Consider the following 26,491-nt stretch of genomic DNA (forward strand, 5'->3'; position numbering starts at 1 on the left):
CCGATCGGGGAAGGGACACGCCCTACCCACCGGGCCCGTCGAGTCCTGCCGCAGGTGTCCATGGCGATGCGCCGACTGGCCGCCTACCGCCACCGGTGGGAAAGGCCCGCTAGCAGTGATCCGTTGGAGGAGCGCCGGGAGGCAGCGGAGGTGCGAGCGCCTCGGCCAGTTCGGCGATCGCATCGGGACCCACCCGACAACAGCCGCCCACCAGTCGGGCGCCCGCTGCCAGCCACTCCCTCGCCGCACCGGGGTCGTACGCCGAACTGCCGCACCACGCCCGACGGCGGCCGTCCCAGCCCTCACCGCTGTTGGGATAGGCGACCGCGGGCTTCCCCGTCGCCGCCACCGCCCGTGCCACTGCCTCCCCCACCTCGCCGGGGTGACAGCAGTTGACCCCCACCGCGATTACTTGAGGATGGTCGGCGGCCAACTCCATGGCCGTGGACAGTGGCTGGCCGGCCCGCGTACATCCATCGGCAACCGTGTACGAGAGCCACAGCGGCAGACCGCACCCTTCGGCTGCGCGCAGCAGGGCATGGGCCTCATCCACGTCCGGAACGGTCTCCAGAGCGAGTACGTCGGGGCCCGCCTCGGCCAGGGCCTCGATACGGGGCCGGTGGAAACGTTCGAGTTCACCCACCGAGAGCCCGTACCGTCCGCGGTACTCACTGCCGTCGGCGAGCACCGCGCCGTAGGGCCCCACCGAGGCCGCCACCCACACTTCCTCGTCGCTCCGGTCTCCCGCGAGCCGGGCGCACTCGACACTGCGGGCCAACAGCCCACGGGCCCGCGTCCGACCGATCCCGCGTCGGGCGAAGCCCTCGAAGGAAGCCTGATAGCTGGCGGTGATGAGTACCCGTGCCCCCGCCCGCACATATGCGCTGTGTGCGGCGACCAGTTGGCCCGGATCATCGGCGAGCAACCCGGCCGACCAGAGGTCACCGCTCAGATCACACCCTTGCGCCACCAGTTGGTTGGAGAGTCCGCCGTCAAGGACGACGGGCCCCCGGGCCAGGGCGGCGGCGAGTGTACGGGTCGGGCGCACGGGCGCGCCTCAGCTCAGTTCGGTCTGGACCTGTGCCGAGATCAGCTCCAGATGGTCCAGGTCGTGGAGGTCGAGGACCTGGAGGTAGATCCGGGAGGCGCCGATCTCTCCATAGCGCCCGATCTTGTCGACCACTTCGGCGGGCGAACCGGCCAGTCCGTTCGCCTTCAACTCGTCCACCTCACGGCCGATGGCGGCAGCCCTGCGCGCCACCTCCGCGTCATCCCTGCCCACACAGACGACCAGGGCGTTGGAGTACACCAGGTCGTCGGGCCGACGCCCGACGGCTTCCGCGGCAGCACGCACCCGGCCGAACTGGCGCTCGCTGTCCTCGATCGAGGCGAAGGGGATGTTGAACTCATCGGCGTACTGTGCGGCGAGCCGCGGTGTGCGGATGGCGCCGTGACCACCGATCAGGACGGGCACCTTGCCCCGTACCGGCTTGGGCAGCGCGGGTGAATCGGTCAACTGGTAGTGCGTGCCCTCGTACGAGAAGGTCTTGCCGACCTCGGTGCCCCAGAGCCCGGTGACGATGGCCAACTGCTCCTCAAGGCGGGCGAACTTCTCCTTGGGGAAGGGGATTCCGTAGGCGCGGTGCTCATCCTCGAACCAGCCAGCGCCCAGTCCGAGCTCGACCCGCCCGCCCGACATCTGGTCGACCTGTGCGACCTGGATCGCGAGTACTCCCGGCAGTCGAAACGTGCCCGCGGTCATCAGGGTGCCGAGTTTGATGCGTTGGGTCTCCCGGGCGAGACCGGCCAGGGTGATCCAGGCATCGGTGGGACCGGGGAGCCCATCGGCTGACCCCATCGCCACATAGTGGTCGGAGCGGAAGAAGGCGTCGAATCCCAGAGCCTCGGTGGCCTGGGCAACGGTCAGCAAGGTGTCGTAGCTCGCGCCCTGCTGGGGTTCGGTGAAGATTCGGAGATCCATGTCCACCATCCTGCACCTTCATGTGCCGAGTGCCGCCAGCCCCCGCCGCCCGAACACTCAACGACGGCTCTGCGGGGTGAATCCGCTGCGGTCGATGGCCTGAGGTGCTGGTCAGAAGGGTCGACGGACGGGTGAGCACCGGTGCCCGGGAGCCCCTCCCCCCTCCCCTCCCTCCCCCGCCTCCCTCACCGCGATGCGGCCAGCTCACAGTCCCAGCCCACCATCCGGTGGGGGCCAGAGCCGCCCCCGCCCCGACCGCGCTCGTCCGGCCGCTCCCTCGACGCCAAGCACAACGGGCCTGGTCTGCCGCACCCAGCACCCGGCTGCTCCTCGTCGATCGAGCTCAGAGATCAAGGCACAGCGACCGGGCTCAGAGGTCAGGTCCGGGGGGCCGAGCTCAGCGACCGGGCTCGAAGCTCACGTCCGGGGCCGCTCAGGGGTCGAACGGACGGTGTCCCGACTCGTGTCGGGTGCCGTGCAACCCGCCGCACTTCCCCCGTCCGTCCCCGTTCCCGCCCTTCCCACCGTGACTTCGGCCGTCCCCGTTCCCGCCCTCCCCACCGTGGCTTCGGCGGTCACCATGAACCCGCCGCCGAGTCCACGGTGCCGAGTCGCGCGCAGTGTTCGCCCGCGACTCCGGGTGAGCCCCGAGTACCCGGGAAGGCGCCACGCGCACCCGGCCGGCAGCCGTCCTGCGGGCCTGCGGGGTCCGCTCCATGAGTGCGCCCGGACAGTCCGGCGTCCACCGAGCCGGAATCGCGCATCGAACGGGATCCGTCCCATGCGTCTGCGCTGTCCGTCTGATGTGCTCCTTGGCCAAGGGCGGGCGCACGAGAGGGGCAGCCGCCGTCGATCTCCATGGGCGCCCTCCCGGCCCGCGGTCCTGCCCTGCCCCGGCTGGCATCAGGGGGTCTGCCGATGTCCCGATCGGCCAGTATCCGAAGCATCCCGGCAGCACGATCGGTCGACTCGTCCGCAGCGTCCACCGCTTCGATGCACTGCCAGTACAGCGCCTCCTGCCCCGTGGTGCAGGCGATGCCCACCAGGGCGATGCCGACGTCTTCCAAGAGGACGACCAGTGCCGTCAAGGTCACCCGGACGTCGGCCACACCCTTCAGTTGGGCGGCGCGGATGGCCCCACTGCGCATGTCGGGCTGATCGAGGGCTCGCACTCCACGGGCGCCCGTCTCACACAGTGCCCGCGCTTCGCCCCTCACCTCGGCCGGCCCGTAGACCGCGAGCCAGGCTCCGATCGCCTGGGCGAGCGCCTGGGCCTGCCATGCCTCCGCCACCACGTCCCGTACCACCCGGCACTTCGCCAGGGCATTGCGGCTCACCGTCACGAGCCGTTCCGCATCCATGCACGCTGCCCCCGTTCATACGACTACTACCCTTTCAGTTCATTACCCAGAGTGAGGCTTGTTGAGCCTAAACACCAGGGGAATTCGGAAATCTGTGGACAGCTGGCCGGTTGTGGATATCTCAATGACTCCATAGAGTGATATTTCCTTGATCAAAAGAAAATGCGGTCTGGACCAAGCGCTCCCCAGGGGCACCAAGCGCACCTCAAGGGGCGGGGAAACGGGACTCGTTGCGGTCGATCTTCTCGGAGAGCGCGGCCAATGCGTCCACCCCCAGGACATCGCAGAACTGGAGCAGGTAGGCGAGCACGTCAGCCACCTCGTCGCGCACCCGATGCGCCGACTCCTCGTCCTCCATCACCCGGGCGGACTGCTCCGGAGTGAGCCACTGGAAGATCTCCACCAACTCGGACGCCTCCACGCTGAGGGCGACCGCGAGGTTCTTCGGAGTGTGGAACGGCCCCCACTGCCGCACCCGAGCAAAGTCGGCCAGTCTGCGTTGGAGACCGGACACCTCCAGGTCGTCGGTGCCTCGATGCGGCCCCGTCGTGGCGCCCTCAACCGGCGCGCCGACAACTGGGGCATCCGACCCGCCGGGCGAACGGTCCTTACTCCACGGTGCGGGCCCCTGCGGCGATCCTTCATCTCTCATCATGGCTCCAGATCTACCACCGTCACCCCCTCCACCCCGTGTGCGAAGCCGGCGTCGGCAACCGCCCCGACCAGCCGCACATGGCCCCGGCCCGCCATCTCAGCGGCCAGCCTGACCAGTTCCCGCGCCTGCCTGCGATCCAAGCAACGGTCGAGGCCATCGGCGAGCACGGTCAGCGACTGGTACGCGTCGGGCACCTCCGTCACCTGATCCACCGCCAGCACTCCGGGGCCGGTCAGCAACACCAGGGCCAGGGCGAGGTAGCGCAACTCGCCGTCCCCGAGCCGGCCCACCGGAGTGGCCCTCCCCTCCCCACGGGCCAGCAGCGCCCGCACCGTGCCGTCGGCCAACTCCTCGACGCTTAGCCCCGTGATCTCACCCGCGCACCCGGCGCGGACCGCCGCTGCCAGTCGGGCATGGCGCTGGGCGCACTGCCGTCGCGTTCGGTGGAGCACCTCAGCGAGGTTGTCGCAGCCCTGCCGCAGTCTGCCCTCTCCCACTGCCACGGGCCGTCGCATCCCGCGGGGCTGGGGGTCGCATGCGAAGGCCGAGCGCAGCCCGAGCACCGTCTGCTCCGCCGCGGCCAGGACGTGTAACTGGCCGTCGGTCCTGCCGGCCACCCGCAGCGGCAACAGGGAGGTGCCCAGTCGGTCGTCGGGGAGTGCCGCTCGGGTCACGGTGGACCGTCCGGACGTGTACCAGGCGCCCTCCACACGGGATCGGCGCGGATCGCGCAGCGCGGTGGAGAAGAGCGTCCGCCCCGCACAGCTCAGCCGCTCGCCCACGATCCGCAGGGCGGGTTCCACCTGCACCGCGAGGTCGAGGCGCACCGCCCCGGTCGGACCGTCGACCGTGCAGCCGAGGCGAAAGCCCCTTCTGCCCTGGCCATCGCCGCCCGCCCACTCGGGCACGCACAGGGCCGGGTCCGGGAAGACCTCCCGCAGTACGTCGCCTGCCGCGAGGCGCCCCAGTGCTTCGTACGCCTGGAGGACGCTCGTCTTTCCGCTGCCGCTCGCCCCCGCCAGGAGTGTGAGCGAGGTGAGCGGCAAGGTGACGGCGCGATGGGCTCTGAAGGCGGAGAGCCGCAGCTCAGTGACTGTGGGTCGGAGGTCGTGGTCGCTGTCGGGAGAGATGTCCGTCGCCATGGGCGGGACGGTACGCAGCACTCGACACGCCGAACCGTTCCGTCTCAGCGGCCTTCCTACGAACGGGGGACGGAGCGCGTGAAGGTGTCGTCCGTCGTCTCCACGGTCCCGTCGACCTCGGTTCCTTCCGGGGTGAGGAGGAAGACGTTGCGGTCGACGCGGTGCATGGCGCTGCCCAGACCGAAGACGACGCCGCTGGTGAAGTCGAGGATGCGCTTGGCCACATCGGTGTCCGCACCGGTGAGGTCGAGGAGCACGGGTGTCTGGCCCATGAGGTAGTCGGCGACTTCTCGGGCATCCGAGAAGACCTGCACCCTCAGCACGATGAACCGGCGCTGCGCTGCTTCGTATTCGCGTGGATCGGTGCGGTGGTCGGCCCTCGACGGCCATTCATCTCGTCCGCGCAACGGGACGACCTGGGCCAGCCCCGCCCACTGCTCGTCGGTGACGTCGTACCTCTCGTACCTACTCATACCCGTATCCTCGTACCCCTCACCCGTTCGGACCAACACCGACACGGATGAGCGGCACATACATCGAAAAGGGCCCGTCCATCGCTGATGCGCAGGTGACGGCCGGGGCAATTGGCGAGTCAACCGTCATGACGGGCACGAGATCGGGCCCTTGGGCGGCCCCTCCCGCAAGCACTGCCCGCCTTCCTGTCCCGACCCGAGTCGGCGGACGCGAAAGCCAGGGCGCAACCCACGATCGGCACTGACGGTACGTCAAAGTCTATGCCCTGCCGCACGCACGCGGGGCGGCCGTACCGGAATCCACTGCTTCCCCGAACGGTGAACGCACGGGCCGGTACCCCGACGTCTGGTAGATGGCCACTGCCTGTTCCCGGGCCCGTTGGGCGGCAGCGGGGTGCCCACTCTGCTCCTGTGCCAGGGAGATGACGGCCTGGGCCTGCCCCTCCAGGAGCCGTAGTTGGGATGCCTGGGCCAGGGCGAGTGCTCCCGCCGCGTATCCCAGGGCCTCGTGATGGCGACGGGCCCTGACCGCGCAGACCCCGAGGCCGAGGAGGGCCATGGTCCGTCCCTTGAGATAGCCCATCTGCTCTGCGGTCCTGCGGGCGATGCGGAAGTGTTCGAAGGCACGGGTGTACTCATGGCGGTGGTAGCGGGCGTGGCCGAGGGCCAGCATCGCATCGAGCTTGATCCTGGGGCGGCCGGACCTACGGCTCAGGCGGCAAGCGGCGAGCCCGTACCGCAGGGCGGCGAGGTCGTCCCCGCCCTCCGCTGCGATGAGCGCCAGAGCGCTGAAGGCATCGCCTTCCCCTGCGAGGTTGCCGATGGCCTGGAACCCCTCCAGGGACTGTCTGGCCAGGCCCTCGGCCGTGCTGAGATCCCCCAGGTCGAGCGAGATCATCGCCAGGGTGGTGCTGATCCGGGCGATGCTGTCGGGTGCCGAGATCTGTCGGGAGATCGCCAGTGCACGTCGGCACAACTGCTCCGCCTCCACCAGTCGGCCCATGCCGTAGAGCACTTCGCTCAGGCCCTGGAGGGGCTGGTGCGGGGTGCGCCGCAGACCGCGGTCGATGCCGATGGACTGGGCGTAGAACTCGGCCGCGTGGCTGAGGAGTCCGAGGTCGGCCGAGACTCCGGCGAGGTTGGACAGTGCGACGGACTCGCACTCGCCCCAGCCCGAACGCCTGGCCAACTCGATGGCCTGCTCGAAGTGGGTCCTGCTGAGCTCCAGACCGCCGAGGGTGAAGGTGACAAGGCCAAGGCTCTGTTGGGCCGCCGCCTGACCGCGCAGATCGCCCGCCTGTTGGGCGGCGCGGAGCGCGACCGTGGCCACCGCGGTCCATGTCTCGGCGTCCCTGCGGAGCCAGAAGTAGCCGCGCAGGGTGTCGGCGAGGATCCATACGGCCGGGTGGGGCTCGCCGACGGCCTCGGTCTCGATCAGTCGTACCAGTCCGACCTGTTCCGCATCGAACCAGTCCGCTGCGGCCTGTGGATCGAGGAAGGTCTCGGGGCGATCCTCGGGTGCCACCGGTTCGATGTCCAGCCGCAGGATCTGCGGATACAGGCTCCGAGCTGCGGCGTCCGCGCAGGCCGTGTACCAGCGCAGCAATCGGCGGCGGGCCTCGCGATGGGCGGTGACCGACTCCTCCGCGTCCGCGAGGAGTCGTGCGTACCACCAGATCAGATCGTGCAGCCGCAGCCGGTCCTGGCCGTTGCGTTCCACCAGGTGCTCGGCGAAGAGGCGGTCGATCACCCGGTGTGCGGCGCCGATAGAGCGGCCCAGCAGCGCTGCGACGGCCGCTGCCGTAGTAACGGGACAGGGCAGTAGCCCCAGCGTACGGAACGCCTCCTTGGCCTGCGGATCCAGTCGGCGGTACGAGTGCTCGAAGGCCCTTCGGACCGCGGAGTCGGGGTCGCCGGCCACTGCGAGGCTCTCCAGCGGGTTGCCCGAGCGCATCTCGGCGACGTGATCGGCGATCAGGCTCTGGGGGTGCAGGGCGAGATTGGCCGCGGCGATCCGCAGCGCGAGGGGGGTGCGGTCGCAGATGGCGACCAGATCGGCGAGGGCATCGGGCTCGGCCGCGGCGCGGGCGGGTCCGATGACGCTGCGCACGAGTTCTTCCGCGTCGTCAGCGGCGAGCGGACAGAGCGGGAGCATGGGAGCGCCGTGACTGACGATCAGCGCGCCCAGTCGGTTGCGGCTGGTGACCAGTGCGAGACAGCCGGCTTCGTACGGAAGGAGTTGTCTGACCTGCTCGGCGGTCTCGGCGTTGTCGAGGACGACGAGCACCCGGCGTCCGGTCAGGGTGCGCTGGTAGAGCTCGGCCAGGGCGGGTACGTCGTGGGGCAGCTTCTGGTAGGGCACCCCGAGGGCCCGCAGCAGGCCGGACAGGGCCTCCTTGGGATTCATCGGGCTCTCGTCACCGTGTCCGCGGAGGTTCAGGAAGAGCTGACCGTCGGGGAAGGCATCGGTGCTGCCGCGACACCACTGGAGGGCGAGCGCGGTCTTTCCGCTGCCTGCGGGGCCCACGATCATGACGACTCCGGAGCCGCCGCGTGCCAGCGATGCGAGCTGGGTCAGGCGCTCCAGTTCATGTGCCCGGCCGATGAACGCGCCCGTCCGGGAACGGCGTTGCACGGATTCCGCGACCGGGCGGGTGGGCACCGGCCCCGGATCGGAGTGATCATCCACCCGATACGACAAGGAACCGCGCAGATCGGAATGGCTGGTTTGGGGTCGGTGACTTACATCCTTTTCGACAGGCTGTGCTCTGGCCTGGTGGGTTTCGAGAGCCTTGGTCACAGGAGAAGCCGATATGGAAGCCGAATCCCCGTCGGAGTCCCGCACCTGTCCCGGCCCGGGCGCACCCCCTTCGACACCGCCGGCCGCACGGGCACGGGGTGCGGAACCGGGCAGCCCTTGGTTGCCGCGGGCAGGTCCGTACCCCTGCTGGGCTGCACGGACCGCGTCCGGCAGTATCGGTCCGTCGAGCAGTTCGGGATCCGCCCGCAGGATCATCCCCTGTACGCGATTCAGATCGGCGCCCGGGTCGAGACCGAGGTCCTGGGCGAGCCTGGCCCGGGTCTCGTGGTAGACCTTCAGCGCCTCACCACGGTGGTCGGCGCGGTAGAGGGCGATCATACGGAGCATGGCGAGTCGCTCGTGGTGCGGGTACTCCGCCGTCGCCCGCGCCAACTCCTCCAGCAGGAGCCCCCGGTGTCCCAGGGCCAGCCGCGCCTCCGCCCGCTGGGTGACCGCCGAGAGGTATAACGCGTCCACGCCGGTGCCGAGTCGGCGCACGAGCCCTTCCGCTGCGGTACCGGCAAGGACCGGGCCACCCCAGTCGTCGAGTGCCAGATTGAGCAGCCGAAGCCGCTCGTGCACGTCCTGCTCCCTTTCGGCGCGCTGCCACAGACGGCGGACGCGGTGCAGATCGACGGCCTCGGGGTCCCCGTCCACGAGGTATCCGTCGTTGCCCCGGGACAGGAAGAAACCGTGCTGCTCGGCCCCCGCCGCCGTGAAGCGACCGCGCAGTCGCGAGACGTGGACCTGAAGGCTGCCACGTGCGCTGGACGGAGGGTCTTCCTCGTCCCACAGGAGATCGACGAGCCGATGCGCTGGCACGACTCTTCCTATGTCGAGCAGGAGCAGTCCGAGCAACAGCCTTTCGCGGCGGCGTCCGATCGGCAGAGCGACGTCCCGGGAAAGCCACTCCATCCTTCCCAGGATGCGGAAGTGCATTCCCCCGTTTGTCATGCCATGCATCTTCTGCAATCGATTGCCATGTGGCAAGCGATTGGCAAGGTCATGGCCAGGCGGTGGCTGGTGACCCCTGTCATCTTGCCAAAGTGCCCGGGCTTGAACGCGGGGGGCTTGGGCGGCAGGCCAGAGAAGGGTTCCATCAGTATGTCCTCCGAGATGTTCACCATGACCGCCCCAGGGCAGACCCCCTCCGACGCCACCGTCAGCCATCCGTCGGAACTGCCGCTGAGTCACATCAGCCAGAACCCCGATAATCCACGCGAAGCCCTGAGGGATTTGGAGTCGCTGACCACCAGCGTGCGGGAGATCGGTCTCGTCAACGCCATCACGGTCGCTTCCGTCCAAGCTTATGTACGAGAGCGTCCGACCCGTGCGGTCGAACTCGACTCCAGCGCCCGGTACATCGTGATCGACGGGCATCGGCGCCTGGAGGCGGCCCGTCGGGCGGGGCTCACCCATGTACGGGTCAGTGTCGACGACGCGCTCGTGTCGACCGACCGGTCGCTCCTGGAGGCGGCCTTCGTCGCCAACGTCCACCGGGACGACATGAATCCGCTGGAACAGGCACACGCGCTCAAGAAGTTGGTGGAGTTCTACGGGTCCCAGAGCAAGGCGGCCAAGCGGCTCGGCATCGCCCAGTCGACGATCTCCTCCAAGCTGTCCGTCCTGGAACTCGGCCCGGAGCTCCAGGCCGATCTGCTCGCCGGACGTCGCAAGGTCGTCCATGTGCGCAATCTGTCCCGGCTCACCCCGCAGCAGCAGAAGCAGCGGGCCGACGCTCGCGCCGCGGCCACCGACTCCAGGTCCGGTGAACCCCGCTCGCTCACCTCTGCGAGCCATCCGGCTCCGACACCCATCCCGCACCAGCGCGCGACCATGACGATGCCGTGGGGGGACGGGGTCGCCTGTGCGGAGATCGCGATCTCACGCATGCGCCCGGCGGAACGGGCTCGCATGTTGCGCCGGCTGTGGCAGGAGGCCGAGAAGGAGTCCCGCGGCGCTCGGCTCATCACCCAACGGCGCGCCTGAGCCGGCACGGTCATCCCGGTGGGGTGCGGCGGCAGGCCCGTCGTATCCCGCGGGCCGGTCTGCTTACCTCCCCCGACGTCTGCTCGCCTCGCCCGACTCGACCATCAGCGGGAGCAGCCTGGTCACCGCACCCGGCAGTTCAGCAGCCGGACCTGGATCGGGGGAAACCGAGCCGTACGACCGACCGCTCCGGGGAGAGCGGCCCGCGTCCGTACCTCTCCGGCAGTTGGGCACCACCGTCCGAAGCCCCTGACCCACTCACTCGTCATTCGGAGCCGACCGAGCTGCCGTACGCGGTGATCGACTCGGCCCATACGAATCCTCCTGCTCCGAAAAGCGTCAAGGCCGCGGCACCCTGGGGGTGCCGCGGCCTTGTGTCTGCCCGGGGAGAGCCACGGGCACCTCATGGGGCGCAGATGCTCCGCTGCACCCCCACCGGCCGCCCTTGCCGTCGACCGACCCCCACGCCTACCATCCGCTTGTCGTTTGATCTCACACGGAATGAAGGGCGACACCTCACGAGCGCCGGGGGCGGACACCATCCGGGTCAGCAGACGAGCCGGGTGATCCACGCACGGCCCAAAGGCACAGCGCCACCTCGGAATCGAACCGTTCCGTCGGGCGTTGCAGCGAGCGCCGGTGTCATCGAGCCGCGATCTGCCGGCACCACCCTCCTGCCGGCCGCCCGTCATCAGGAGGGCACGACCACCCCATGCCTCCCCCCACCCACCGGCGGCGCAACTCCTCACCCGGGCCCTGCGGTCCGCCTGTCGAGGACGCCCTGAGACCCCTTCCAGCAGGCTCGTGCCGCCTCTAGCCGACCGGGACCAGACGTGACCCTTCCCCGACCGCTGATCGCCATCCCCGCCCGCTTCGCCGTCTCCGCGTCCGCGGTGCGGTACGGGGCCGAAGTCAGCGCTCGGGCCCTGGTGGAAGCCGTCTGGCGGGCCGGCGGTGAGCCGGTCACCATCCATCCGTACGCGCCAGGAGGGTTCGCCTACGCGGCGGACGTGGCGGCCAGGTTGGCACGGTTCGACGCCGTGGTGCTCCCGGGCGGCGACGACCTCGCGCCGCACCACTACGAGCAGCACGACGAGCTCAAGGAGCACGATCGGCCGACGCGGGCGCCCGGGATCGACGATGAACAGGACGGGTTCGATCTCGAAGTCGCCCGCCAGGCGCTACGCCTGGGTCGACCGCTGCTCGCGGTGTGCCGCGGGCTACAGATCGTCAACACCGTGCTCGGCGGGACCCTTCGCCAGGGATTCGAGGGACCCGAGCGGGAACACCGGGATCTGGTGCACCCCGTGACGCTCCGTCCGGGCTCGCGGATCGCGCGCATCACCGGAGGCGAGAAGGCCGAGGTCTCCTGCTACCACCGGCTGCGGGTGGACCGGCTCGGTGAAGGACTGCGCATCACCGCCCGGGCCGCCGACGGAACGCCCGAGGCGCTGGAACTGGTCGGTGCACGGGAGTGGCTGACGGCCGTCCAGTGGCATCCCGAGGACACGGCGCACGAGGACCCGAACCAGCAACGCATCTTCGACGCCCTGATCCAGGTGGCCGCTCCCTGATCCGCCCTCCCCCGACCGACCGCGGGTTCGTCCTTCACCCGAAGCGGCGAATGCCGTTGATGGGTGGGGGCGTCTCCACGAGAGTGGGCCCGGCGCCATTGGGCGCTGGGCCCACGACGCCGGGCGAGGTGCCGTCCTTCACCGACCGCTCATGCACCCTCGGAAGAGGGGGCCGGCGCTAGTCCTGCTTCTTCCGACGGGTACCGAAGACGATCTCGTCCCAACTGGGGACCGCCGCACGTCGACCTGGACGCACGCCGTCCGCTTCCGCTTGACGATCCGTCGTGCCCGTCAGCCGATCCCGATGTCCGGCAACCGACCGCGGCATCAGCACATCCGCATATGCCGAGCCAGCGCCGGCCGAGGCAGCGGGCGCCACGGGCTCCTCCGCTTCGGGCTCCTGCTCCACCTCTTCAACGGTCTCCGACTGCACCACACGCTCGGGTACGACCATGTCGCCGCGGAAGCTGGGCACCGCTTCCAGCAGGCTGGTGAGCGAGTCCCGCTCACCGCTGCTGGGCTCTTCCCCCCCGACAGCAGGGCCGCCGGGGCCGCCGGGACGGTCGAGGGTGCGATCCAACGGCCGATCGCGAGGCAGTCGGGCGATCCGGGGAACGAAGGGGAAACTCGGTTCCTGCGTACTGGTGATGGTGTCGTCGGTCTCGCCGATCAACGCCCGGGCCTCGTCGTCGACGGCCTGGACCAACCGCCGTGGCGGGTCGTAGGTCCAACTCGCCGAGTGCGGTTCACCGGCCACGCGATAGATGAGCAGCACCTCCCAGGTGCCGTCATCACGACGCCAGGAGTCCCAGAGGGTGGTGTCCTTCTCCGCGCCGCGCAGGGTGAGTCGCTCCTGGACCGCCTCGCCGAGCGGGGGTCCTGAGTTCTCACCGGGACGACGTACGGCGGTCTTTCGGGCGCGCTCGGCCATGAACGCACGCTCAGCGAGCACGGGGCCCTCGAAGCGGCGCACCCGTTCCACCGGAATGCCAGCGAGTTGGGCGACCTCTTCGGCCGAGGCTCCTGCACGTATCCGCGCCTGGATGTCTCGGGGTCGCAGGTGACTCTCGACCTCGATCTCGATCTGCCCAAGCCGGGCACGATCGTTGCGCACCGCAGCGCGCAGCCGCTCATCGATCGGAAGCGTGTATTCCGTGCTATCCGCAGCTTTGAGCACCAGTCGTGTGCCGTCGTTGGAGACGGCCACGACACGCAGTTCGGGCATGGGGACCTCCCGGGTGGTGCCTGCCGACGTCACCTGTGCGTCGCTGCTTCCGCTAGTCGAGTGTGGCCTGCCCGGGTGCAGCCTGCCACAACCTTGCCGAGTTGCCCGGCGTGTCGGGCACAGGCCCTGGATCGCCGTTATGGCACGGTTACCTGTTAACCACTCAGCGTCACATTTCGTCACGCTGCGTGCAGATTTCCACGCGATATCGCGGCGTCGCCGGATCGAGCGCCACTTTCGGCCCCCTTCTTGAGATCAGGACTCCGCAAGGGAGACCCTGCCCAAGGCTCGCCACAGTACTCCATTCGGGCCATCCGAGTGGTCTGCCGCGCCGCTAACTTCGCGGCGCGTTCGCCACCTCACCGGCGGTATACGGGCAACAGGTGTCTTGATTCACAGAATCTTCCCAAAGGGAACTATTCGCATCTCCCATTTGTCCCTCAGAGGTACGCAGAACGACAGAAGGGAAAGCAGGGGCTGAGGATGCATCAGAAGCCGGACACCGAAGAAGGCCGAACCCAAGGGCGCGAACGGAGGCTGGACCTGAGCGTCCCCCAGGTCGCGGGGAGCGCACTCGCCGCGGTCACCGCGGCGGTGCTCGCCTCCAGGCTCGGGGTGTACGGCACCATCATCGGCGCCGGGGTCGTGAGCGTGGTCGCCACCTGTGGCGGCTCCGTCCTCCAGCACTTCTTCAGCCGTACCGGCGAGCAGTTGCGCGAAGTGACGGTCCAAGCCCGCCCGATGAGCCGGAAGTCGCCCGCGCGCACCGCGACCTCGACGCCCGCACCGGACCGGACGGGATGGACGTCCGCTGAGCCGGGTGAGTTCACGAGCGCGACCACCCATGGATCCCGAGTGCGGGGATGGAAGCGGCCCCTGATCGCCGCGGCCGTCGTCTTCGGGGTGACGATGGGCGGGGTGACCGCGTACGAGGTGGCCTCGGGCTCCGAACTCAGCGGCGGTACGGGCACCACCGTCGGCTCGGTGGTCGGCGGGGGCGGGGGGAGCACCGATCAGCGCGGCCCGGCGGACTCCCCGTCGCCCACTCCCGATGACTCCCACGACGACCGGCCGCACGAGCCTCAGCAGAGCCCCGCTCCGGGGGGCGGCGCGTCGCCCGGCCCGGACGACGACGGGACGAAGGCTCCAGAGCGTCCCGCAGGGGAACCGGACGAGAGCACCGAGGAAGAGGGCTCGCCCGACGGTGCGCCCGGCACCGGCGCACCCGACGGATCACCCCCGCCGTCCGGCCCGGCACCGGCGCCCCCGACAGAAGAAGGGGCGCCCGCACCCGGGCCCTCAGCTCCCGACGCCGGTCGATGAACCCGGGCCGGGCCGCGGTCGATGAACCGTGGAGCCGTCGCCTCCGCTCAGGGTCCGAGCACTCGTCGCAGATGGTCGTTGCCGAACATCCGCTGGGGGTCGAGCCGGTCGCGTACGGCGGTGAACTCGGCGAACCGCGGGTAGACACCGGCGAGGTACTCCGCATCGCGCGTGTGGATCTTGCCCCAGTGGGGTCGACCGCCGTGGGCGGTCATGATCCGCTCGACGGCGGTGAAGTAGGACCGGTGCGGCGTGCCGCGGTACAGGTGGACCGCGAGGTAGGCGCTCTCCCGGCCCGACGCCGTGGAGAGGGCGATGTCGTCGCCCGGAGCCGTCCGGACCTCGACGGGAAAGCTGATCTTCAAGGGTGAGCGTTCGATCATCGCCCTGACCTCGCGCAGCGCATCCACGGCGGCCTCGCGCGGCAACGCGTACTCCATCTCCACGAAACGGACCCTGCGGGGCGAGGTGAAGACCTTGTAGGGGATGTCCGCGTAGGTGCGGGCGGACAGGGCGCGGCTGGAGAGTTTGGCGAGGGCCGGGATGACCGCCGGCACCGTCCGGCCGATCGAGTTGGCCACCTGGAACAGGCCGTTCGACAGCAACTCGTCGTCGATCCAGCCGCTGACGGCGCCCGGGGGAGCAGGCGGGCCCGCGCTGCGGTTGTTGCGCTTGGTGATGCAGTTGTCGGTGTGGGGGAACCAGTAGAACTCGAAGTGTTCGTTCTCGGTGTGGAGGGCGTCGAATTCGGCGGTGACCCGGTCGAACGACATGGGTTCTTCCCGCGCCCGCAGCACGAAGACGGGTTCCACGGCCAGGGTGATGGCGGTGACCACGCCGAGCGCACCCAGTCCGACTCTGGCGACCGCGAACACCTCGGGGTGCTCGGTCGCCGAGCAGTGGAGCACCGTGCCGTCCGCCGTGACCAGTTCGAGTGCCGTGATCAGAGCGGCTAGCGAAGCGGAGTCACGGCCGGTGCCGTGCGTGCCCGTGCTGGTGGCACCGGCGATCGTCTGCTCCATGATGTCGCCCATGTTGGCGAGGGAGAGTCCCTCCCGGGCCAGGGCCACGTTCAGTCGCTTCAGCGGCGTACCGGAGGCGACCGTGACGGTCATGGCGGCGCGGTCGATGTGCCGGATGCCGGTGAGGAGGTCGGGGCGGATCAGCAGCCCGTCGGTGTCCGCGATGGCGGTGAAGGAGTGCCCCGTACCGGCGGTCTTCACCCGCAGACCGTCCGAGGCGGCCCGGCGCACCGCGTCGACCACCTCATCGGCCGATGCCGGGGTCACCTCGCGCGTCGGACGCACCGTCACGGTGCCCGCCCAGTTACGCCGTGGTCGTATCGCACTTCTCCGGCTGGCCGTGCTCATCGTCTTGCTGCTCCTCCCCTGTCGGGACCGGCCTTTTCAGCCGGCGGTACCCCAGCAACGCCACCGCGATCCCGGCCGCCCCCGCGACTCCAGCGACCGCGTACGCGGCCTCCGCGCCCGCCGCGTCCACCGCCAAGCCCGCACCCGACGAGCCGAGGGCGATCCCGACCGCGAGACCGGTGCTCACCCAGGTCATGCCCTCGGTGAGCTTGCTGCGCGGTACGTGCGCCTCGACGAGGGCCATGGTGGTGACCATGGTCGGAGCGACGGCCAGACCTGCGATGAAGAGCGCAACGGCCAGGGATGTGAGGTTCCCGACCATTTGGAGGGGGATCATACTCACGGCCATGCCGCAGACCCCTACCAGCCATCGACGTTCGGGCGACCCCTTGAGGTGGAGCAGCCCGAAGACGAGCCCGGCGAGACAGGAGCCGAGCGCGTAGACGGCGAGGACCAGGCTCGCCGCTGACTTGCGGCCCTCCTCGTCGGCGAACGCGACCGTGACCACGTCGACCGCTCCGAAGATCGCTCCGGTGGCCACGAAGGCGAGTACGAGGACCTGAAGTCCGGGCGAGCGGAGTGCGGATGCCTTGGTGTGCTCCTCGCGGGGGTGCGGCACCGGCTCGGTGGCCCGCTGGGCGGTCAGCCAGAAGACGCCTACCACGAGGAAGACGGTCGCCAGCAGCGGACCCGCGGCCGGGAACCATGCCGTGGACAGTCCGATGGAGACGATCGGACCGAAGATGAAGCACAGTTCGTCGACGATCGACTCCCACGTGTACGCGGTGTGCAGTTCGCGCGGAGAGTGCCGGTAGATGGTCGCCCAGCGCGCCCGGATCATCGATCCGACGCTCGGCACACAGCCTGCGCCCGCCGAGAAGACGAAGAGGGTCCAGTCCGGGGCGCCGTTCTGGGCGCAGAGCAGCAGCCCGGAGACCGCCGCGACCGCTACCAGGGTCGCCGGACGCAGCACCCGGGCCTGGCCGTGGCGGTCGACGAGGCGGGAGATCTGCGGTCCGATGACGGCGGCGGACATCGCGAGGGTGGCCGCGAGGGCGCCCGCCAGCCCGTAGCGGCCGGTGAGTTGGGAAACCATGGTGACGACGCCGATGCCCATCATGGACAGGGGCATGCGGCCGAAGAAGCCGGCGGCGGAGAACCACTTGCTGCCAGGGGCGGCGAAAATGGCGCGGTAGGGACTGGGCAAGTGAGGCTCCGGTCAAGCGTAAGGATGGCGCTGACAGGCTACGCCCGGATATGTGGCCCGTACATCCGTATTCTGCGCACATCTCATGCGATCCAGGCGACTCGTCACTCAGTGGTGCTTTTGCCCCCTGGATTCCTTTGTTTCCCTGCCGGCGATGAGCCCGGCCGATGTTTCCGGCAGCATGACGTACTCCGATGTCTTATGTCTCCCTCACCTCGGGGGCGGCTCGGCGAGAGCCACGTGTGATCGGCGGCAGTGGCCGAGTACGGCTGAGTACGGTGGGGTACGTCCTTCCCGCGCGCGGAAGGGTGGCAGGATCGGAGCCATGTCCGATGCGCTTGACCCCTCCCCCTACGACGCCCTGCTGCTGCTCTCCTTCGGCGGACCAGAGGGCCCGGACGACGTCGTCCCGTTCCTGGAGAACGTGACGCGCGGCCGGGGCATCCCCAAGGAGCGGCTCCAGGAGGTGGGGCAGCACTACTTCCTGTTCGGCGGCGTCTCGCCGATCAACGAGCAGAACCGCACCCTCCTGGACGCCCTGCGTAAGGACTTCGTCGACCACGGTCTGAACCTGCCGGTGTTCTGGGGAAACCGGAACTGGGCGCCTTATGTGACCGACACCCTGAGGGAGATGGCCCAGGAGGGTCACCGGCGTATCGCCGTCCTGGTGACCAGCGCCTATGCCTCGTACTCGGGGTGCCGTCAGTATCGAGAGGATCTTGCCGGGGCACTTGCCAGCCTGGAAGCGGAAGGATTGACGGGGGTACGCGTCGACAAGCTTCGGCACTACTTCAACCACCCCGGCTTTGTGCGCCCGCTGGTCGAAGGGGTACTGAGGTCGCTCGCCGACCTCCCCGAGGACGTGCGCGCCGGAGCCCATCTGGCCTTCACCACCCACTCGATCCCGGTGACGGCGGCCGACACCTCGGGTCCGGTGGAAGGGCACGGTGACGGTGGGGCCTACCTGCGTCAGCACCGGGAAGTGGCCGGGCTGATCGCCGATGCCGTACGCGAGGAGACGGGCGTCGAGCACCCCTGGCAGCTGGTGTTCCAGTCGCGGAGCGGCCCACCCCACATTCCCTGGCTGGAGCCGGACATCTGCGATCATCTGGAGGACCTCCACGGCTCGGGGGCACCCGCGGTGGTGATGATTCCCATCGGGTTCGTCTCCGACCACATGGAAGTCCTCTACGACCTCGACACGGAGGCGATGGCCAAGGCGGCGGAGCTGGGGCTCCCGGCCCGGCGGTCGGCGACGGTCGGGGCGGACCCCCGCTTCGCGGCGGCGCTGCGCGAGTTGGTCGTGGAACGGGCCGCCAGCGAGCGGGGAACGGCGGACGTCCGGCCCTGTGCACTGGGCTCGCTGGGGCCGTCGCACGATCTGTGCCCGCTCGGCTGCTGCCCCGGACGCACCCCCAAGCCGGCGGCTGCCGGCGCGGAGGAGCGCAGGGGCTGATCCCTGGACGGGGATTCTCCGGACGGATCGAGAACCCTCCGACACCCGTCGGCGCTTCGACGCGCGGCTGTGGGGCGTTCGGCTCCGGTCGCCCCTCCCCCGCCGATGTGATTCACCGCTCGTGCCTCAGTGCGCATGACGGCCTGACCGGGCCCGATCGGACCGCACGAGGATTAGAAGGATCATCCCACCGGGTAAAGGAATCGCCGTGACCGACGCCAGCGACCCCCTCCTGTCCGAACTGTTGGATCTCGCCCTGGAGGCCGCCGGACGAGCGGGCGAACTCCTGCGCGACGGCCGCCCCGCCGACCTGGGGGTGGCAGCGACCAAATCGAGCCCCATCGACGTGGTGACCGAAATGGACATCGCCGCCGAGAAGCTCATCACCGGTTTTCTGTCGGAACGCCGGCCCGATGACGGTTTCCTCGGCGAGGAAGGCGCGTCCACCACCGGCACCAGCGGTGTGCGCTGGGTCATCGATCCACTCGACGGCACGGTGAACTATCTGTACGGGCTGCCGACCTGGGCGGTCTCCATCGCCGCCGAGCGGGATGGGGCGACGCTCGTCGGCGTGGTCGAGGTGCCGATGCGCGGGGAGACCTGCCGGGCGGTGCTCGGCAGGGGCGCGTACATCAATGACAAGGCGGTGCGGTGCCGCCCCGCGGCGCCGCTCGAACAGTCACTGGTGGCCACCGGTTTCAACTACGTCGAGTCCGTCCGCACCCACCAGGCCATCGTCGCCCACCAGCTGGTTCCCCGGCTCAGGGACATCCGGCGCAGCGGCTCGGCGGCGGTGGATCTCTGCGATGTCGCCGCCGGGCGGCTGGACGGCTACTACGAGCGCGGACTACATCCGTGGGACCTCGCCGCGGGCGACCTCATCGCACGTGAGGCCGGAGCGCACACGGGCGGCCGACCCGGTCAGCGACCTTCGTACGACCTCACCGTCGCGGCGAGCCCCGGGGTCTTTGAACCGCTCCAGGGCCTGCTGGAGGAGTTCGGCGCCTGGCACGACTGAGGTCGGCGCCCTTCTGACAGGACCCAGCCCCGGTCTGGCAAGGGCAGGGCGCCAACCTGGCACGGACCTGACACCGACGGTGCGGCCGGCCCAGCCAGCCCCCACAGGGCCCACCAAGGACCCCAGGAGCCACGCAGGCCCCCAGGGGTACTCCCGGGAGCAGCCTGTGGCCAGGAGGCGCCCAGAACGCCATGGACCCCCGTCTCAACTCGACGGGGGTCCATGGTGTGCCAGGCTGCGACCTACTAAGCCGCGCGTACCTCCACACCGTGCTCGGCAGCCAGCCGGTGGAGGTCTTCCAGCTCCTCCTGCTCGACCTCGGCCAGGAACTCGTCACCCGTCTCCCGGGCCAATGTGAGGTCCGTCTCCGCGGCCTTGATGCGCTGTAGCAGTCCTGCGGTAAATGCGTCCATGTGCGCCCCCTCGTCGTGGGTCGGTGGCACGGGGGTGTGCCTCGGGGTCCCCCTGCCGCAGCAGGGAGCGGGGTGATTGATCACCTTTGGCCGAAGGGCCGGGTTTGTGGCGTTGCCACGTCCAACGTCGCCGCCACAGGCAGGGCGTGATCTCGGGATGTCTAAGCGTCCTCCCCCAAGCGCTCGCGGGGGAAACCTCAACTGGCCCGAGAATCGGGTCAATTCCCCGGGCCCTGCTCCGGCTGCTCGGGGGCGTCCTCGCCTTACCGCCGGTTTACGCGCGTAACGGGCAGGATGGAGGCGCACAGCACGTGCAAAACGCTGCCCTGATCATGGCTGACGGGCCCGGAGGAAGGAAACGAGACGTGCGCGTACTCGTCGTCGAGGACGAGCAGCTGCTCGCCGATGCGGTGGCCACCGGACTGCGCCGGGAGGCGATGGCCGTGGACGTCGTGTACGACGGTGCGGCGGCACTGGAGCGCATCGAGGTGAACGACTACGACGTGGTCGTCCTCGATCGTGACCTCCCCCTGGTCCACGGTGACGACGTGTGCCGCAAGATCGTCGAGCTCGGCATGCCGACCCGGGTCCTGATGCTGACGGCCTCCGGCGATGTCAGCGACCGGGTGGAGGGTCTGGAGCTGGGCGCGGACGACTACCTGCCCAAGCCGTTCGCCTTCACCGAGCTGATCGCCCGGGTGCGCGCGCTGGGTCGGCGCACCACGGTGCCCCTGCCCCCCGTGCTGGAGCGGGCGGGGATCAAGCTGGACCCCAATCGACGCGAGATCTTCCGCGACGGCCGTGAGATCCAACTCGCGCCGAAGGAGTTCGCCGTCCTGGAGGTCCTGATGCGCAGCGAGGGTGCGGTGGTCTCGGCCGAGCAGCTGCTGGAGAAGGCGTGGGACGAGAACACCGACCCCTTCACGAACGTGGTCCGGGTGACCGTGATGACGTTGCGCCGCAAGCTCGGGGAGCCGCCGGTGATCGTTACCGTTCCCGGCTCGGGATACCGGATCTGAGCTGCGGTGGCCGCAACCCCGCCGCATCCGTCGGCGCCCCCGAAACCGACCTGGGATCCTCGTGACCCGGTCCGCCCGTTGCTGCGTCCGACGATTCGGATACGGCTGACCCTGCTGTACGGCGGGATGTTCCTGATCGCGGGCGTGCTGCTGCTGTCGATCATCTATCTGCTGGCGGCCCAGGCACTGCACTCGGGGAACGCGCTGCCGTTCAAGCTGCTCCCCGAGAGCACGATCGAGCTCACCGCCAACTCCTGCCCGGCGCTGCGGCACGACCTCTCGGCCGATCAGGCCAACGCGGTCCTCAAGGAGTGCTTCGCCCGGCAACGCGAGGTGGCGCTGGACGATCTGCTGCGCCGCTCGCTCTTCGCCCTGTTGGGTCTGAGCATCATCGCCTTCGCCTTCGGTTACGCGATGGCGGGCCGGGTGCTGTCCCCGCTCGGGCGCATCACCCGTACCGCCCGTCAGGTCGCCGGATCGGACCTGACGCGCCGGATCGAGCTGGACGGCCCGGACGACGAGCTGAAGGAGCTGTCGGACACCTTCGACGAGATGTTGGACCGGTTGCAGCGGGCCTTCACCGCCCAGCAGCGGTTCGTCGCGAACGCGTCCCACGAGCTGCGTACGCCGCTCGCGATCAACCGCACCCTGCTGGAGGTCCACCTCTCCGACCCCGGCGCCCCCATGGAGCTCCAGCAGCTCGGCAAGACGCTGCTCGCCACCAATGAGCGCAGCGAGCAGTTGGTGGAGGGGCTCCTGCTGCTCGCCCGCAGCGACAACCAGACCTTCGAACGCAAGCCGGTGGATCTGGCCGAGGTGGCTACCCGCGCGATCGACCAGACCCGGGCGGAGGCCGACAGCAAGGGTGTGGAGATCCGCGGGGAGTACGCCGAGGCCGTGGTCCAGGGCAATGGAGTGCTGCTGGAGCGGATCGCACTGAATCTGGTGCAGAACGCCGTGCGGTACAACGTCCCGGAGGACGGTTGGGTCGAGGTGACCACCGAGACCGCGGCGGGGCAGGCGATCCTCGTGGTGTCGAACACGGGCCCCGTGGTCCCCGCGTACGAGATCGACAACCTCTGGGAGCCGTTCCGCCGGCTCCGACAGGAGCGCACGGGGAGTGACAAGGGCGTGGGACTGGGGTTGTCGATCGCCCGATCGGTGGCCAGGGCCCACGGGGGACGTATCATCGCGGAGCCTCGCGAGGGCGGAGGGCTCGTGATGCGCGTCACACTTCCTATCTAGACCGTGTTTCGCGTCGCACGACTTCGTTCGCTTTACGCGGAATTTTCAGGACCCGTTCCCAGCTTGCACATGTGGGATCGATCACAGAGATGGCTTTCCGGCCATCTACTCTCCGTGATCAAGGGACCCTCCAGAAAGCCGGGAAAAGTCCGGGTTTCCCGGGGTCGAGATCACGGGAAGTACACGGGGTGGCGCCCGTGAGCTGCGACATTTGGATCGTGTACGGTCCCCTTCGCCATCCAACCTGATCACCATCGGGGAATCCGGTTGGGTGTCGATTGAGTAACAGACCTTGATGTGAGGCAAAATCTCCGCCTCAGGTCGGGCACAAGTCCGGCCTCTCACGCGTTACGTGCGCTGGAGACACCGAAATCACCCAGAGGGGGAGAGCGACATGGCAACGGATTACGACACCCCACGTAAGACCGATGACGACGTCGATTCCGACAGCCTTGAAGAGCTGAAGGCACGACGGAACGACAAGTCGACATCTACGGTCGACGTCGACGAGTTCGAAGCAGCAGAGGGCATGGAACTGCCCGGCGCGGACCTTTCCAATGAGGAACTGGCCGTCCGGGTGCTGCCCAAGCAGGCCGATGAGTTCACCTGCATGAGCTGCTTCCTCGTACACCACCGCAGTCAGCTGGCCCGTGAGAAGAACGGCCAGCCGATCTGCCGCGACTGCGACTGAGGTCCGGTCGGCTGTGGCAGGCGAAACACCGTCCAGGAAGCGACGCTTCCGACGTCAGAAGCCGTCGGAGGCGCCCGCAGAGGCGTACCCGGGCGGTACGGGACCGGACGAGGGCAGTACGCCCTCCGACACGGACTCGTCCGCCCTCCTGCCCTACGGTGCGGGAGAAGGCGGGCGAGACACTTCAGCCTCGCTCGAAGCACTCCCGCGCGACACGGCTGACCGGCCCCACGGGTCGAGTCGGCCGGGGCGGCTGGCTTCCGTGCGCAACGGCGTGCGGAGAAGCAGCGAGGGCGCCAAGGCGGCCGTGGGCTACATCGCCGACCGGATCATCGAGAACGCACCGCGCGTGCCGGTGCGTGACCTCGCGACCCTGCGAGGGCAATTCCCCGGACTGGGTCCCGAACAGCTCGCTGACAAGCTGGTCGCGGGCGCGTCCAATGCCACGGCGACGGTGGGCGCCGGTGTGGGCGCTGCCGCGATGCTGCCCGTACCGCCCGCAATGCCCGCTGAGCTGGCGGCAGAGATCACCGGCGTTGCCGCGATCGAGCTCAAGCTGATCGCCGAACTACACGAGGTCTATGGCCTGAGGCCCCCGGGCAGTCTCAAAGAGCGCAGCAGCGCCTATCTGGCCGCCTGGTCGGACGAGCGCGGCGTCGACGTGACCAAGCCGTCGACGTACAAGAACGCCGCCATGAGCGGCGGGCTCAAACGCGAGCTGCGCCAACAGATCATGAAGCGGATGATCCGCAACCTGCCCAACCTGATTCCGTTCATGGTGGGCGCGGCGGTCGGAGCCGTGATGAACCGCCGGGACACCCGGCACCTCGCGGACCGGATCCGCAAGGATCTCCGTACTCGGCAGGTCCCCTGGGACGCACTGCCGTCGCTGCCGCCACTGGAGCAGCCCGCGCAGCCACTGGAGCACCTGAAGAAGCCCTACGAGTTGGAGGGCTGAGCCACTCCGCCGGACGGCCAGGGCAAGGAGCCGGCATCGAGACCGGCGCCCGGCGCGACCGGGCGGCCCGAGAGCGCCCCGGGCCGGTTCGGTCAGGCGCCGCGGAGGGCGTCGGCCAACCCCTGTGGATCACGGGTCGAGAGGTAGACGTACGGCGTCGGGTCGGCCGGATCGGTGATCTCGATCCGCAGGGCCGTGGGAATGTAGCTGCGCAGCAGCATGAAGGCCCGTGGATCCGCCTTGTAGGAGCGCCAGGCGACCGCTTCCTGAGCGTCCAGGACTTCCGGCTCCCCCAGCGCACTCAGCGGAATGCGGGCGTCACCCACGACCAGCGACCCGGTGACCACCCGGATCCGAGCGGATCCGTAGGAGCTCACCAGGACCGCGGTCAGCAGTGCGCCGCCGGCCAGACCGCCGAGCATGGGAAGGACACCGAGGGGGAGTGTGACCAGACCGCCCGAGACGCCGGCCAGCAGGGTCAGGGCCCACCAGGTGGGCGGAGCGGTCAGACGTTCTTCGTAGCGCACGGCCGTGGCGCCAGGGGCGGAGGGCTGCATGCCGACTAGCTTGGCACGGTGCGGCTGCGGGCCGGTCACGCGGGTAAGGTCTGCGCCTGTGAGCACTGAGAATTCCCGGGGGTCGAGTCCCAGCCATCCGGCCATGGTCCCCCCGGCCGACGCCATACCTCCGGTGCGGCACCCCGACGCCCCCGCCCCCGGTGAGCTGCTCGGCTCGCACTACGACCACTGCTTCGGTTGTGGAGAGGCCCAGCCGCACGGTCTGCATCTGCAAGCGCGGGCGGGCGACGGCGTGAGCATCACCGCCGAGTTCACCGTACGGCCGGCGCACCAAGGGGCGCCGGGACTGGCACACGGCGGGGTCCTCACGTCCGCACTGGACGAGACGCTCGGGTCGCTGAACTGGCTGTTGCGGACGATCGCCGTCACCGGCCGACTGGAGACGGACTTCGTGCGACCGGTGCCGGTGGACACCCAGCTCTTCCTCCAGGCGGAGGTCACAGCGGTCGCCGGTCGGAAGATCTACTCCAGTGCCGTGGGCCGCATCGGCAGCCCGGACGGACCCGTCGCCGTACGCGCCAAGGCCCTCTTCATCGAGGTCAAGGTCGACCACTTCATCGACAACGGCCGGCCCGCGGAGATCCAGGCCGCCATGTCCGACCCCGACCAGATCCGACGCGTACGCGCTTTCGAGGTGAATCCCTGATGTCCCGCACGTCCGACCACAACAGCCCCGTGGACCTGCTGATCCGTCGAGTGGACCCGGAGGTGCCGCTGCCTTCGTACGCGCACCCCGGGGACGCGGGTGCGGACCTCGTCACCTGTGAGAGCGCCGAGCTCGCTCCCGGTGAGCGCGTCGTGCTGCCGACCGGGGTCGCCATCGCGCTTCCCGACGGGTACGCCGCCTTCGTCCATCCGCGCTCCGGACTGGCGGCCCGCTGCGGCGTAGCACTCGTGAATGCCCCGGGGACGATTGATGCCGGGTACCGTGGGGAGATCAAGGTGATCGTGGTCAATCTCGACCCGCACGAGACGGTGCGGTTCGAGCGATTTGACCGGATTGCCCAACTGGTTGTCCAGCAGGTCGAGAAGGTGCGCTTCCACGAGGTGGCGGAGCTTCCCGGCTCGGCACGGGCCGAGGGGGGCTTCGGGTCCACCGGCGGTCATGCCGCTGTGGACGGCTCAACGGGTGGGAATCGATACGCTTCCGTCGTATCCGACCGGGAAGGACAGTGACGTGTTCGGACGTCGCAAGAAGAGTGGTTCCGCGGGGGACGCGGACGCAGCGGCCGAGGCCGAGCAGGTCGCCGAGCTCGACTCGGAGAACGCTGACGATGCTGATGGCACTGAGGACGCCCCGGGCAAGGGCCGTCGGGTGAACCTGCCGCCCGCGCCACGGCCGGACGGCCCCTGGGACCTCTCCGAGGTCTCCAAGGCCGATGAGGGCCGTGTCGATCTCGGTGGGTTGTTCGTGCCCGGGGTCGAGGGCATGGAACTGCGGGTCGAGGTCGCCGGCGATGCGATCGTCGCGGCGACGGTCGTGCTGCGCGACAGCGCCGTACAGCTCCAGGCGTTCGCAGCGCCGAAGAAGGAAGGCATCTGGGGCGAGGTCCGCGAGGAGATCGCCTCCGGCATCACCCAGCAGGGCGGCATCATCGACGAGGTCGAAGGTCCGCTGGGCTGGGAGCTGCGGGCCCAGGTGCCCGTGCAGCTGCCCGACGGTACCGGTGGGGTGCAGTTGGTGCGCTTCATCGGGGTCGACGGTCCGCGGTGGTTCCTGCGGGGTGTGATCTCCGGCCAGGGCGCCGTGCAGCCGGAGGCGGCCGGTCTGCTGGAGCAGATCTTCAAGGACACCGTCGTCGTCCGTGGCGAAGGACCCATGGCGCCGCGCGACCCGATCGTCCTGAAGCTGCCCGACGACGCACAGATGGTGCCCGAGGGCGTCCAGCAGGAGGAGCAGGAGGGCTCGCGCTTCTCCGGTGGCATGGGGCAGCTCCAGCGCGGCCCGGAGATCACCGAGGTGCGCTGACGCGCTCCTGAACAGCTCGGACCGGTGGGTCGCACTTCCCTGGG

23 protein-coding genes and 1 pseudogene are annotated in these 26,491 nt (G+C 69.4%); 12 read left to right on the top strand and 12 right to left on the bottom strand.

Annotation, left to right across the window (positions count from 1 at the left end; translation table 11 throughout):
* Window positions 1-109: 109 nt before the first annotated feature.
* The 7 genes and pseudogenes from mmuM to ACFXJL_RS16485 all read right to left on the bottom strand — a co-directional run bounded on the left by mmuM (window position 110) and on the right by ACFXJL_RS16485 (window position 9,327).
* Window positions 110-1,048, bottom strand: a complete 939-nt coding sequence (gene mmuM, locus ACFXJL_RS16455) for a homocysteine S-methyltransferase (protein ID WP_384692896.1) — start codon at window positions 1,046-1,048, stop codon at window positions 110-112.
* A 9-nt stretch (window positions 1,049-1,057) separates the two neighbouring features.
* Complete coding sequence (locus ACFXJL_RS16460; protein ID WP_358882485.1) at window positions 1,058-1,981, bottom strand: LLM class F420-dependent oxidoreductase; 924 nt, start codon at window positions 1,979-1,981, stop codon at window positions 1,058-1,060.
* 869 nt (window positions 1,982-2,850) lie between these two features.
* Window positions 2,851-3,342: pseudogene (locus tag ACFXJL_RS16465) on the bottom strand (DUF6099 family protein); the annotation flags it as partial.
* A gap of 205 nt (window positions 3,343-3,547) precedes the next feature.
* The gene (locus tag ACFXJL_RS16470) at window positions 3,548-3,856 is read right to left on the bottom strand and encodes a nucleotide pyrophosphohydrolase (RefSeq protein ID WP_384692899.1); all 309 of its coding nucleotides are present in this window, start codon (window positions 3,854-3,856) and stop codon (window positions 3,548-3,550) included.
* Between the two features lie 137 nt (window positions 3,857-3,993).
* Window positions 3,994-5,139, bottom strand: a complete 1,146-nt coding sequence (locus ACFXJL_RS16475) for an ATP-binding protein (protein ID WP_384632953.1) — start codon at window positions 5,137-5,139, stop codon at window positions 3,994-3,996.
* A 56-nt stretch (window positions 5,140-5,195) separates the two neighbouring features.
* Entirely contained in the window at window positions 5,196-5,612 is a 417-nt protein-coding gene (locus ACFXJL_RS16480; RefSeq protein ID WP_384692902.1) for a cell division protein SepF, read from the bottom strand.
* 259 nt (window positions 5,613-5,871) lie between these two features.
* On the bottom strand, window positions 5,872-9,327 hold the full coding sequence (locus tag ACFXJL_RS16485; protein WP_384692905.1) for a BTAD domain-containing putative transcriptional regulator: 3,456 nt from the start codon (window positions 9,325-9,327) through the stop codon (window positions 5,872-5,874).
* 189 nt (window positions 9,328-9,516) lie between these two features.
* Between ACFXJL_RS16485 and ACFXJL_RS16490 the strand changes: the two genes are divergently transcribed.
* The gene (locus ACFXJL_RS16490; protein ID WP_384692908.1) at window positions 9,517-10,401 is read left to right on the top strand and encodes a ParB/RepB/Spo0J family partition protein; all 885 of its coding nucleotides are present in this window, start codon (window positions 9,517-9,519) and stop codon (window positions 10,399-10,401) included.
* A gap of 833 nt (window positions 10,402-11,234) precedes the next feature.
* Window positions 11,235-11,975: a gamma-glutamyl-gamma-aminobutyrate hydrolase family protein gene (locus ACFXJL_RS16495; RefSeq protein ID WP_384632959.1), complete on the top strand. Its 741-nt coding sequence runs from the start codon at window positions 11,235-11,237 to the stop codon at window positions 11,973-11,975.
* 178 nt (window positions 11,976-12,153) lie between these two features.
* Here ACFXJL_RS16495 and sepH read toward each other — a convergent pair whose 3' ends face one another.
* Window positions 12,154-13,233: a septation protein SepH gene (gene sepH / locus ACFXJL_RS16500; RefSeq protein WP_358880324.1), complete on the bottom strand. Its 1,080-nt coding sequence runs from the start codon at window positions 13,231-13,233 to the stop codon at window positions 12,154-12,156.
* A 450-nt stretch (window positions 13,234-13,683) separates the two neighbouring features.
* Between sepH and ACFXJL_RS16505 the strand changes: the two genes are divergently transcribed.
* On the top strand, window positions 13,684-14,523 hold the full coding sequence (locus tag ACFXJL_RS16505) for a hypothetical protein (RefSeq protein WP_384692913.1): 840 nt from the start codon (window positions 13,684-13,686) through the stop codon (window positions 14,521-14,523).
* Between the two features lie 47 nt (window positions 14,524-14,570).
* On the opposite strand, the gene ACFXJL_RS16510 is transcribed toward ACFXJL_RS16505, so the two are convergent.
* Complete coding sequence (locus ACFXJL_RS16510) at window positions 14,571-15,893, bottom strand: D-arabinono-1,4-lactone oxidase (protein ID WP_384692916.1); 1,323 nt, start codon at window positions 15,891-15,893, stop codon at window positions 14,571-14,573.
* Complete coding sequence (locus ACFXJL_RS16515) at window positions 15,850-17,100, bottom strand: MFS transporter (protein WP_384692919.1); 1,251 nt, start codon at window positions 17,098-17,100, stop codon at window positions 15,850-15,852. The genes ACFXJL_RS16510 and ACFXJL_RS16515 overlap by 44 nt, the downstream gene beginning before the upstream one ends.
* 325 nt (window positions 17,101-17,425) lie before the next feature.
* On the opposite strand from ACFXJL_RS16515, the gene ACFXJL_RS16520 reads away from it, so the two are divergent.
* Both ACFXJL_RS16520 and ACFXJL_RS16525 read left to right on the top strand, forming a co-directional pair.
* On the top strand, window positions 17,426-18,556 hold the full coding sequence (locus tag ACFXJL_RS16520; RefSeq protein WP_384692922.1) for a ferrochelatase: 1,131 nt from the start codon (window positions 17,426-17,428) through the stop codon (window positions 18,554-18,556).
* 208 nt (window positions 18,557-18,764) lie between these two features.
* Window positions 18,765-19,574 (top strand): inositol monophosphatase family protein, encoded by an 810-nt coding sequence (locus ACFXJL_RS16525; protein ID WP_358880329.1) that lies wholly within the window; start codon window positions 18,765-18,767, stop codon window positions 19,572-19,574.
* A gap of 245 nt (window positions 19,575-19,819) precedes the next feature.
* Here ACFXJL_RS16525 and ACFXJL_RS16530 read toward each other — a convergent pair whose 3' ends face one another.
* Window positions 19,820-19,987, bottom strand: a complete 168-nt coding sequence (locus tag ACFXJL_RS16530; RefSeq protein ID WP_329024288.1) for a hypothetical protein — start codon at window positions 19,985-19,987, stop codon at window positions 19,820-19,822.
* 365 nt (window positions 19,988-20,352) lie between these two features.
* On the opposite strand from ACFXJL_RS16530, the gene ACFXJL_RS16535 reads away from it, so the two are divergent.
* The 4 genes from ACFXJL_RS16535 (at window position 20,353) to ACFXJL_RS16550 (ending at window position 23,900) form a co-directional block, all read left to right on the top strand.
* Window positions 20,353-21,006 carry a response regulator transcription factor gene (locus ACFXJL_RS16535; protein ID WP_329024286.1) on the top strand — a complete coding sequence of 218 codons (654 nt, stop codon included), beginning with the start codon at window positions 20,353-20,355 and terminating at the stop codon, window positions 21,004-21,006.
* A 6-nt stretch (window positions 21,007-21,012) separates the two neighbouring features.
* On the top strand, window positions 21,013-22,251 hold the full coding sequence (locus ACFXJL_RS16540; protein ID WP_358880330.1) for a HAMP domain-containing sensor histidine kinase: 1,239 nt from the start codon (window positions 21,013-21,015) through the stop codon (window positions 22,249-22,251).
* 394 nt (window positions 22,252-22,645) lie between these two features.
* On the top strand, window positions 22,646-22,942 hold the full coding sequence (locus ACFXJL_RS16545; RefSeq protein WP_005310959.1) for a DUF4193 domain-containing protein: 297 nt from the start codon (window positions 22,646-22,648) through the stop codon (window positions 22,940-22,942).
* A 13-nt stretch (window positions 22,943-22,955) separates the two neighbouring features.
* Window positions 22,956-23,900 carry a hypothetical protein gene (locus ACFXJL_RS16550; RefSeq protein WP_358880331.1) on the top strand — a complete coding sequence of 315 codons (945 nt, stop codon included), beginning with the start codon at window positions 22,956-22,958 and terminating at the stop codon, window positions 23,898-23,900.
* Between the two features lie 92 nt (window positions 23,901-23,992).
* Here ACFXJL_RS16550 and ACFXJL_RS16555 read toward each other — a convergent pair whose 3' ends face one another.
* On the bottom strand, window positions 23,993-24,457 hold the full coding sequence (locus tag ACFXJL_RS16555; protein WP_384632994.1) for a DUF3093 domain-containing protein: 465 nt from the start codon (window positions 24,455-24,457) through the stop codon (window positions 23,993-23,995).
* Between the two features lie 103 nt (window positions 24,458-24,560).
* On the opposite strand from ACFXJL_RS16555, the gene ACFXJL_RS16560 reads away from it, so the two are divergent.
* Genes ACFXJL_RS16560 through ACFXJL_RS16570 form a run of 3 tightly spaced genes read left to right on the top strand, consistent with a single transcriptional unit; the run spans window position 24,561 to window position 26,447 of the window.
* Window positions 24,561-25,124, top strand: coding sequence for a PaaI family thioesterase (locus ACFXJL_RS16560; protein WP_358880386.1), 564 nt, complete (start codon window positions 24,561-24,563; stop codon window positions 25,122-25,124).
* The gene (dut, locus tag ACFXJL_RS16565) at window positions 25,124-25,654 is read left to right on the top strand and encodes a dUTP diphosphatase (RefSeq protein WP_329024278.1); all 531 of its coding nucleotides are present in this window, start codon (window positions 25,124-25,126) and stop codon (window positions 25,652-25,654) included. The genes ACFXJL_RS16560 and dut overlap by 1 nt, the downstream gene beginning before the upstream one ends.
* A 1-nt stretch (window position 25,655) precedes the next feature.
* Entirely contained in the window at window positions 25,656-26,447 is a 792-nt protein-coding gene (locus tag ACFXJL_RS16570; protein ID WP_329024277.1) for a DUF3710 domain-containing protein, read from the top strand.
* Window positions 26,448-26,491 lie beyond the last annotated feature (44 nt).

The organism is Streptomyces sp. NPDC059256 (assembly GCF_042753785.1).
Taxonomy (GTDB): Bacteria; Actinomycetota; Actinomycetes; order Streptomycetales; family Streptomycetaceae; genus Streptomyces.

Bases quoted from the DNA above. Each gene is read 5' to 3' on its own strand.
- ACFXJL_RS16485 (WP_384692905.1), bottom strand. From the start codon at position 9,327: ATGGAGTGGCTTTCCCGGGACGTCGCTCTGCCGATCGGACGCCGCCGC.
- ACFXJL_RS16520 (WP_384692922.1), top strand. From the start codon at position 17,426: ATGTCCGATGCGCTTGACCCCTCCCCCTACGACGCCCTGCTGCTGCTC.
- ACFXJL_RS16560 (WP_358880386.1), top strand. From the start codon at position 24,561: ATGGTCCCCCCGGCCGACGCCATACCTCCGGTGCGGCACCCCGACGCC.
- ACFXJL_RS16510 (WP_384692916.1), bottom strand. From the start codon at position 15,893: ATGAGCACGGCCAGCCGGAGAAGTGCGATACGACCACGGCGTAACTGG.
- ACFXJL_RS16530 (WP_329024288.1), bottom strand. From the start codon at position 19,987: ATGGACGCATTTACCGCAGGACTGCTACAGCGCATCAAGGCCGCGGAG.
- ACFXJL_RS16545 (WP_005310959.1), top strand. From the start codon at position 22,646: ATGGCAACGGATTACGACACCCCACGTAAGACCGATGACGACGTCGAT.
- ACFXJL_RS16480 (WP_384692902.1), bottom strand. From the start codon at position 5,612: ATGAGTAGGTACGAGAGGTACGACGTCACCGACGAGCAGTGGGCGGGG.
- ACFXJL_RS16460 (WP_358882485.1), bottom strand. From the start codon at position 1,981: ATGGATCTCCGAATCTTCACCGAACCCCAGCAGGGCGCGAGCTACGAC.
- ACFXJL_RS16555 (WP_384632994.1), bottom strand. From the start codon at position 24,457: ATGCAGCCCTCCGCCCCTGGCGCCACGGCCGTGCGCTACGAAGAACGT.
- ACFXJL_RS16475 (WP_384632953.1), bottom strand. From the start codon at position 5,139: ATGGCGACGGACATCTCTCCCGACAGCGACCACGACCTCCGACCCACA.
- dut (WP_329024278.1), top strand. From the start codon at position 25,124: ATGTCCCGCACGTCCGACCACAACAGCCCCGTGGACCTGCTGATCCGT.
- ACFXJL_RS16505 (WP_384692913.1), top strand. From the start codon at position 13,684: ATGCATCAGAAGCCGGACACCGAAGAAGGCCGAACCCAAGGGCGCGAA.
- ACFXJL_RS16490 (WP_384692908.1), top strand. From the start codon at position 9,517: ATGTCCTCCGAGATGTTCACCATGACCGCCCCAGGGCAGACCCCCTCC.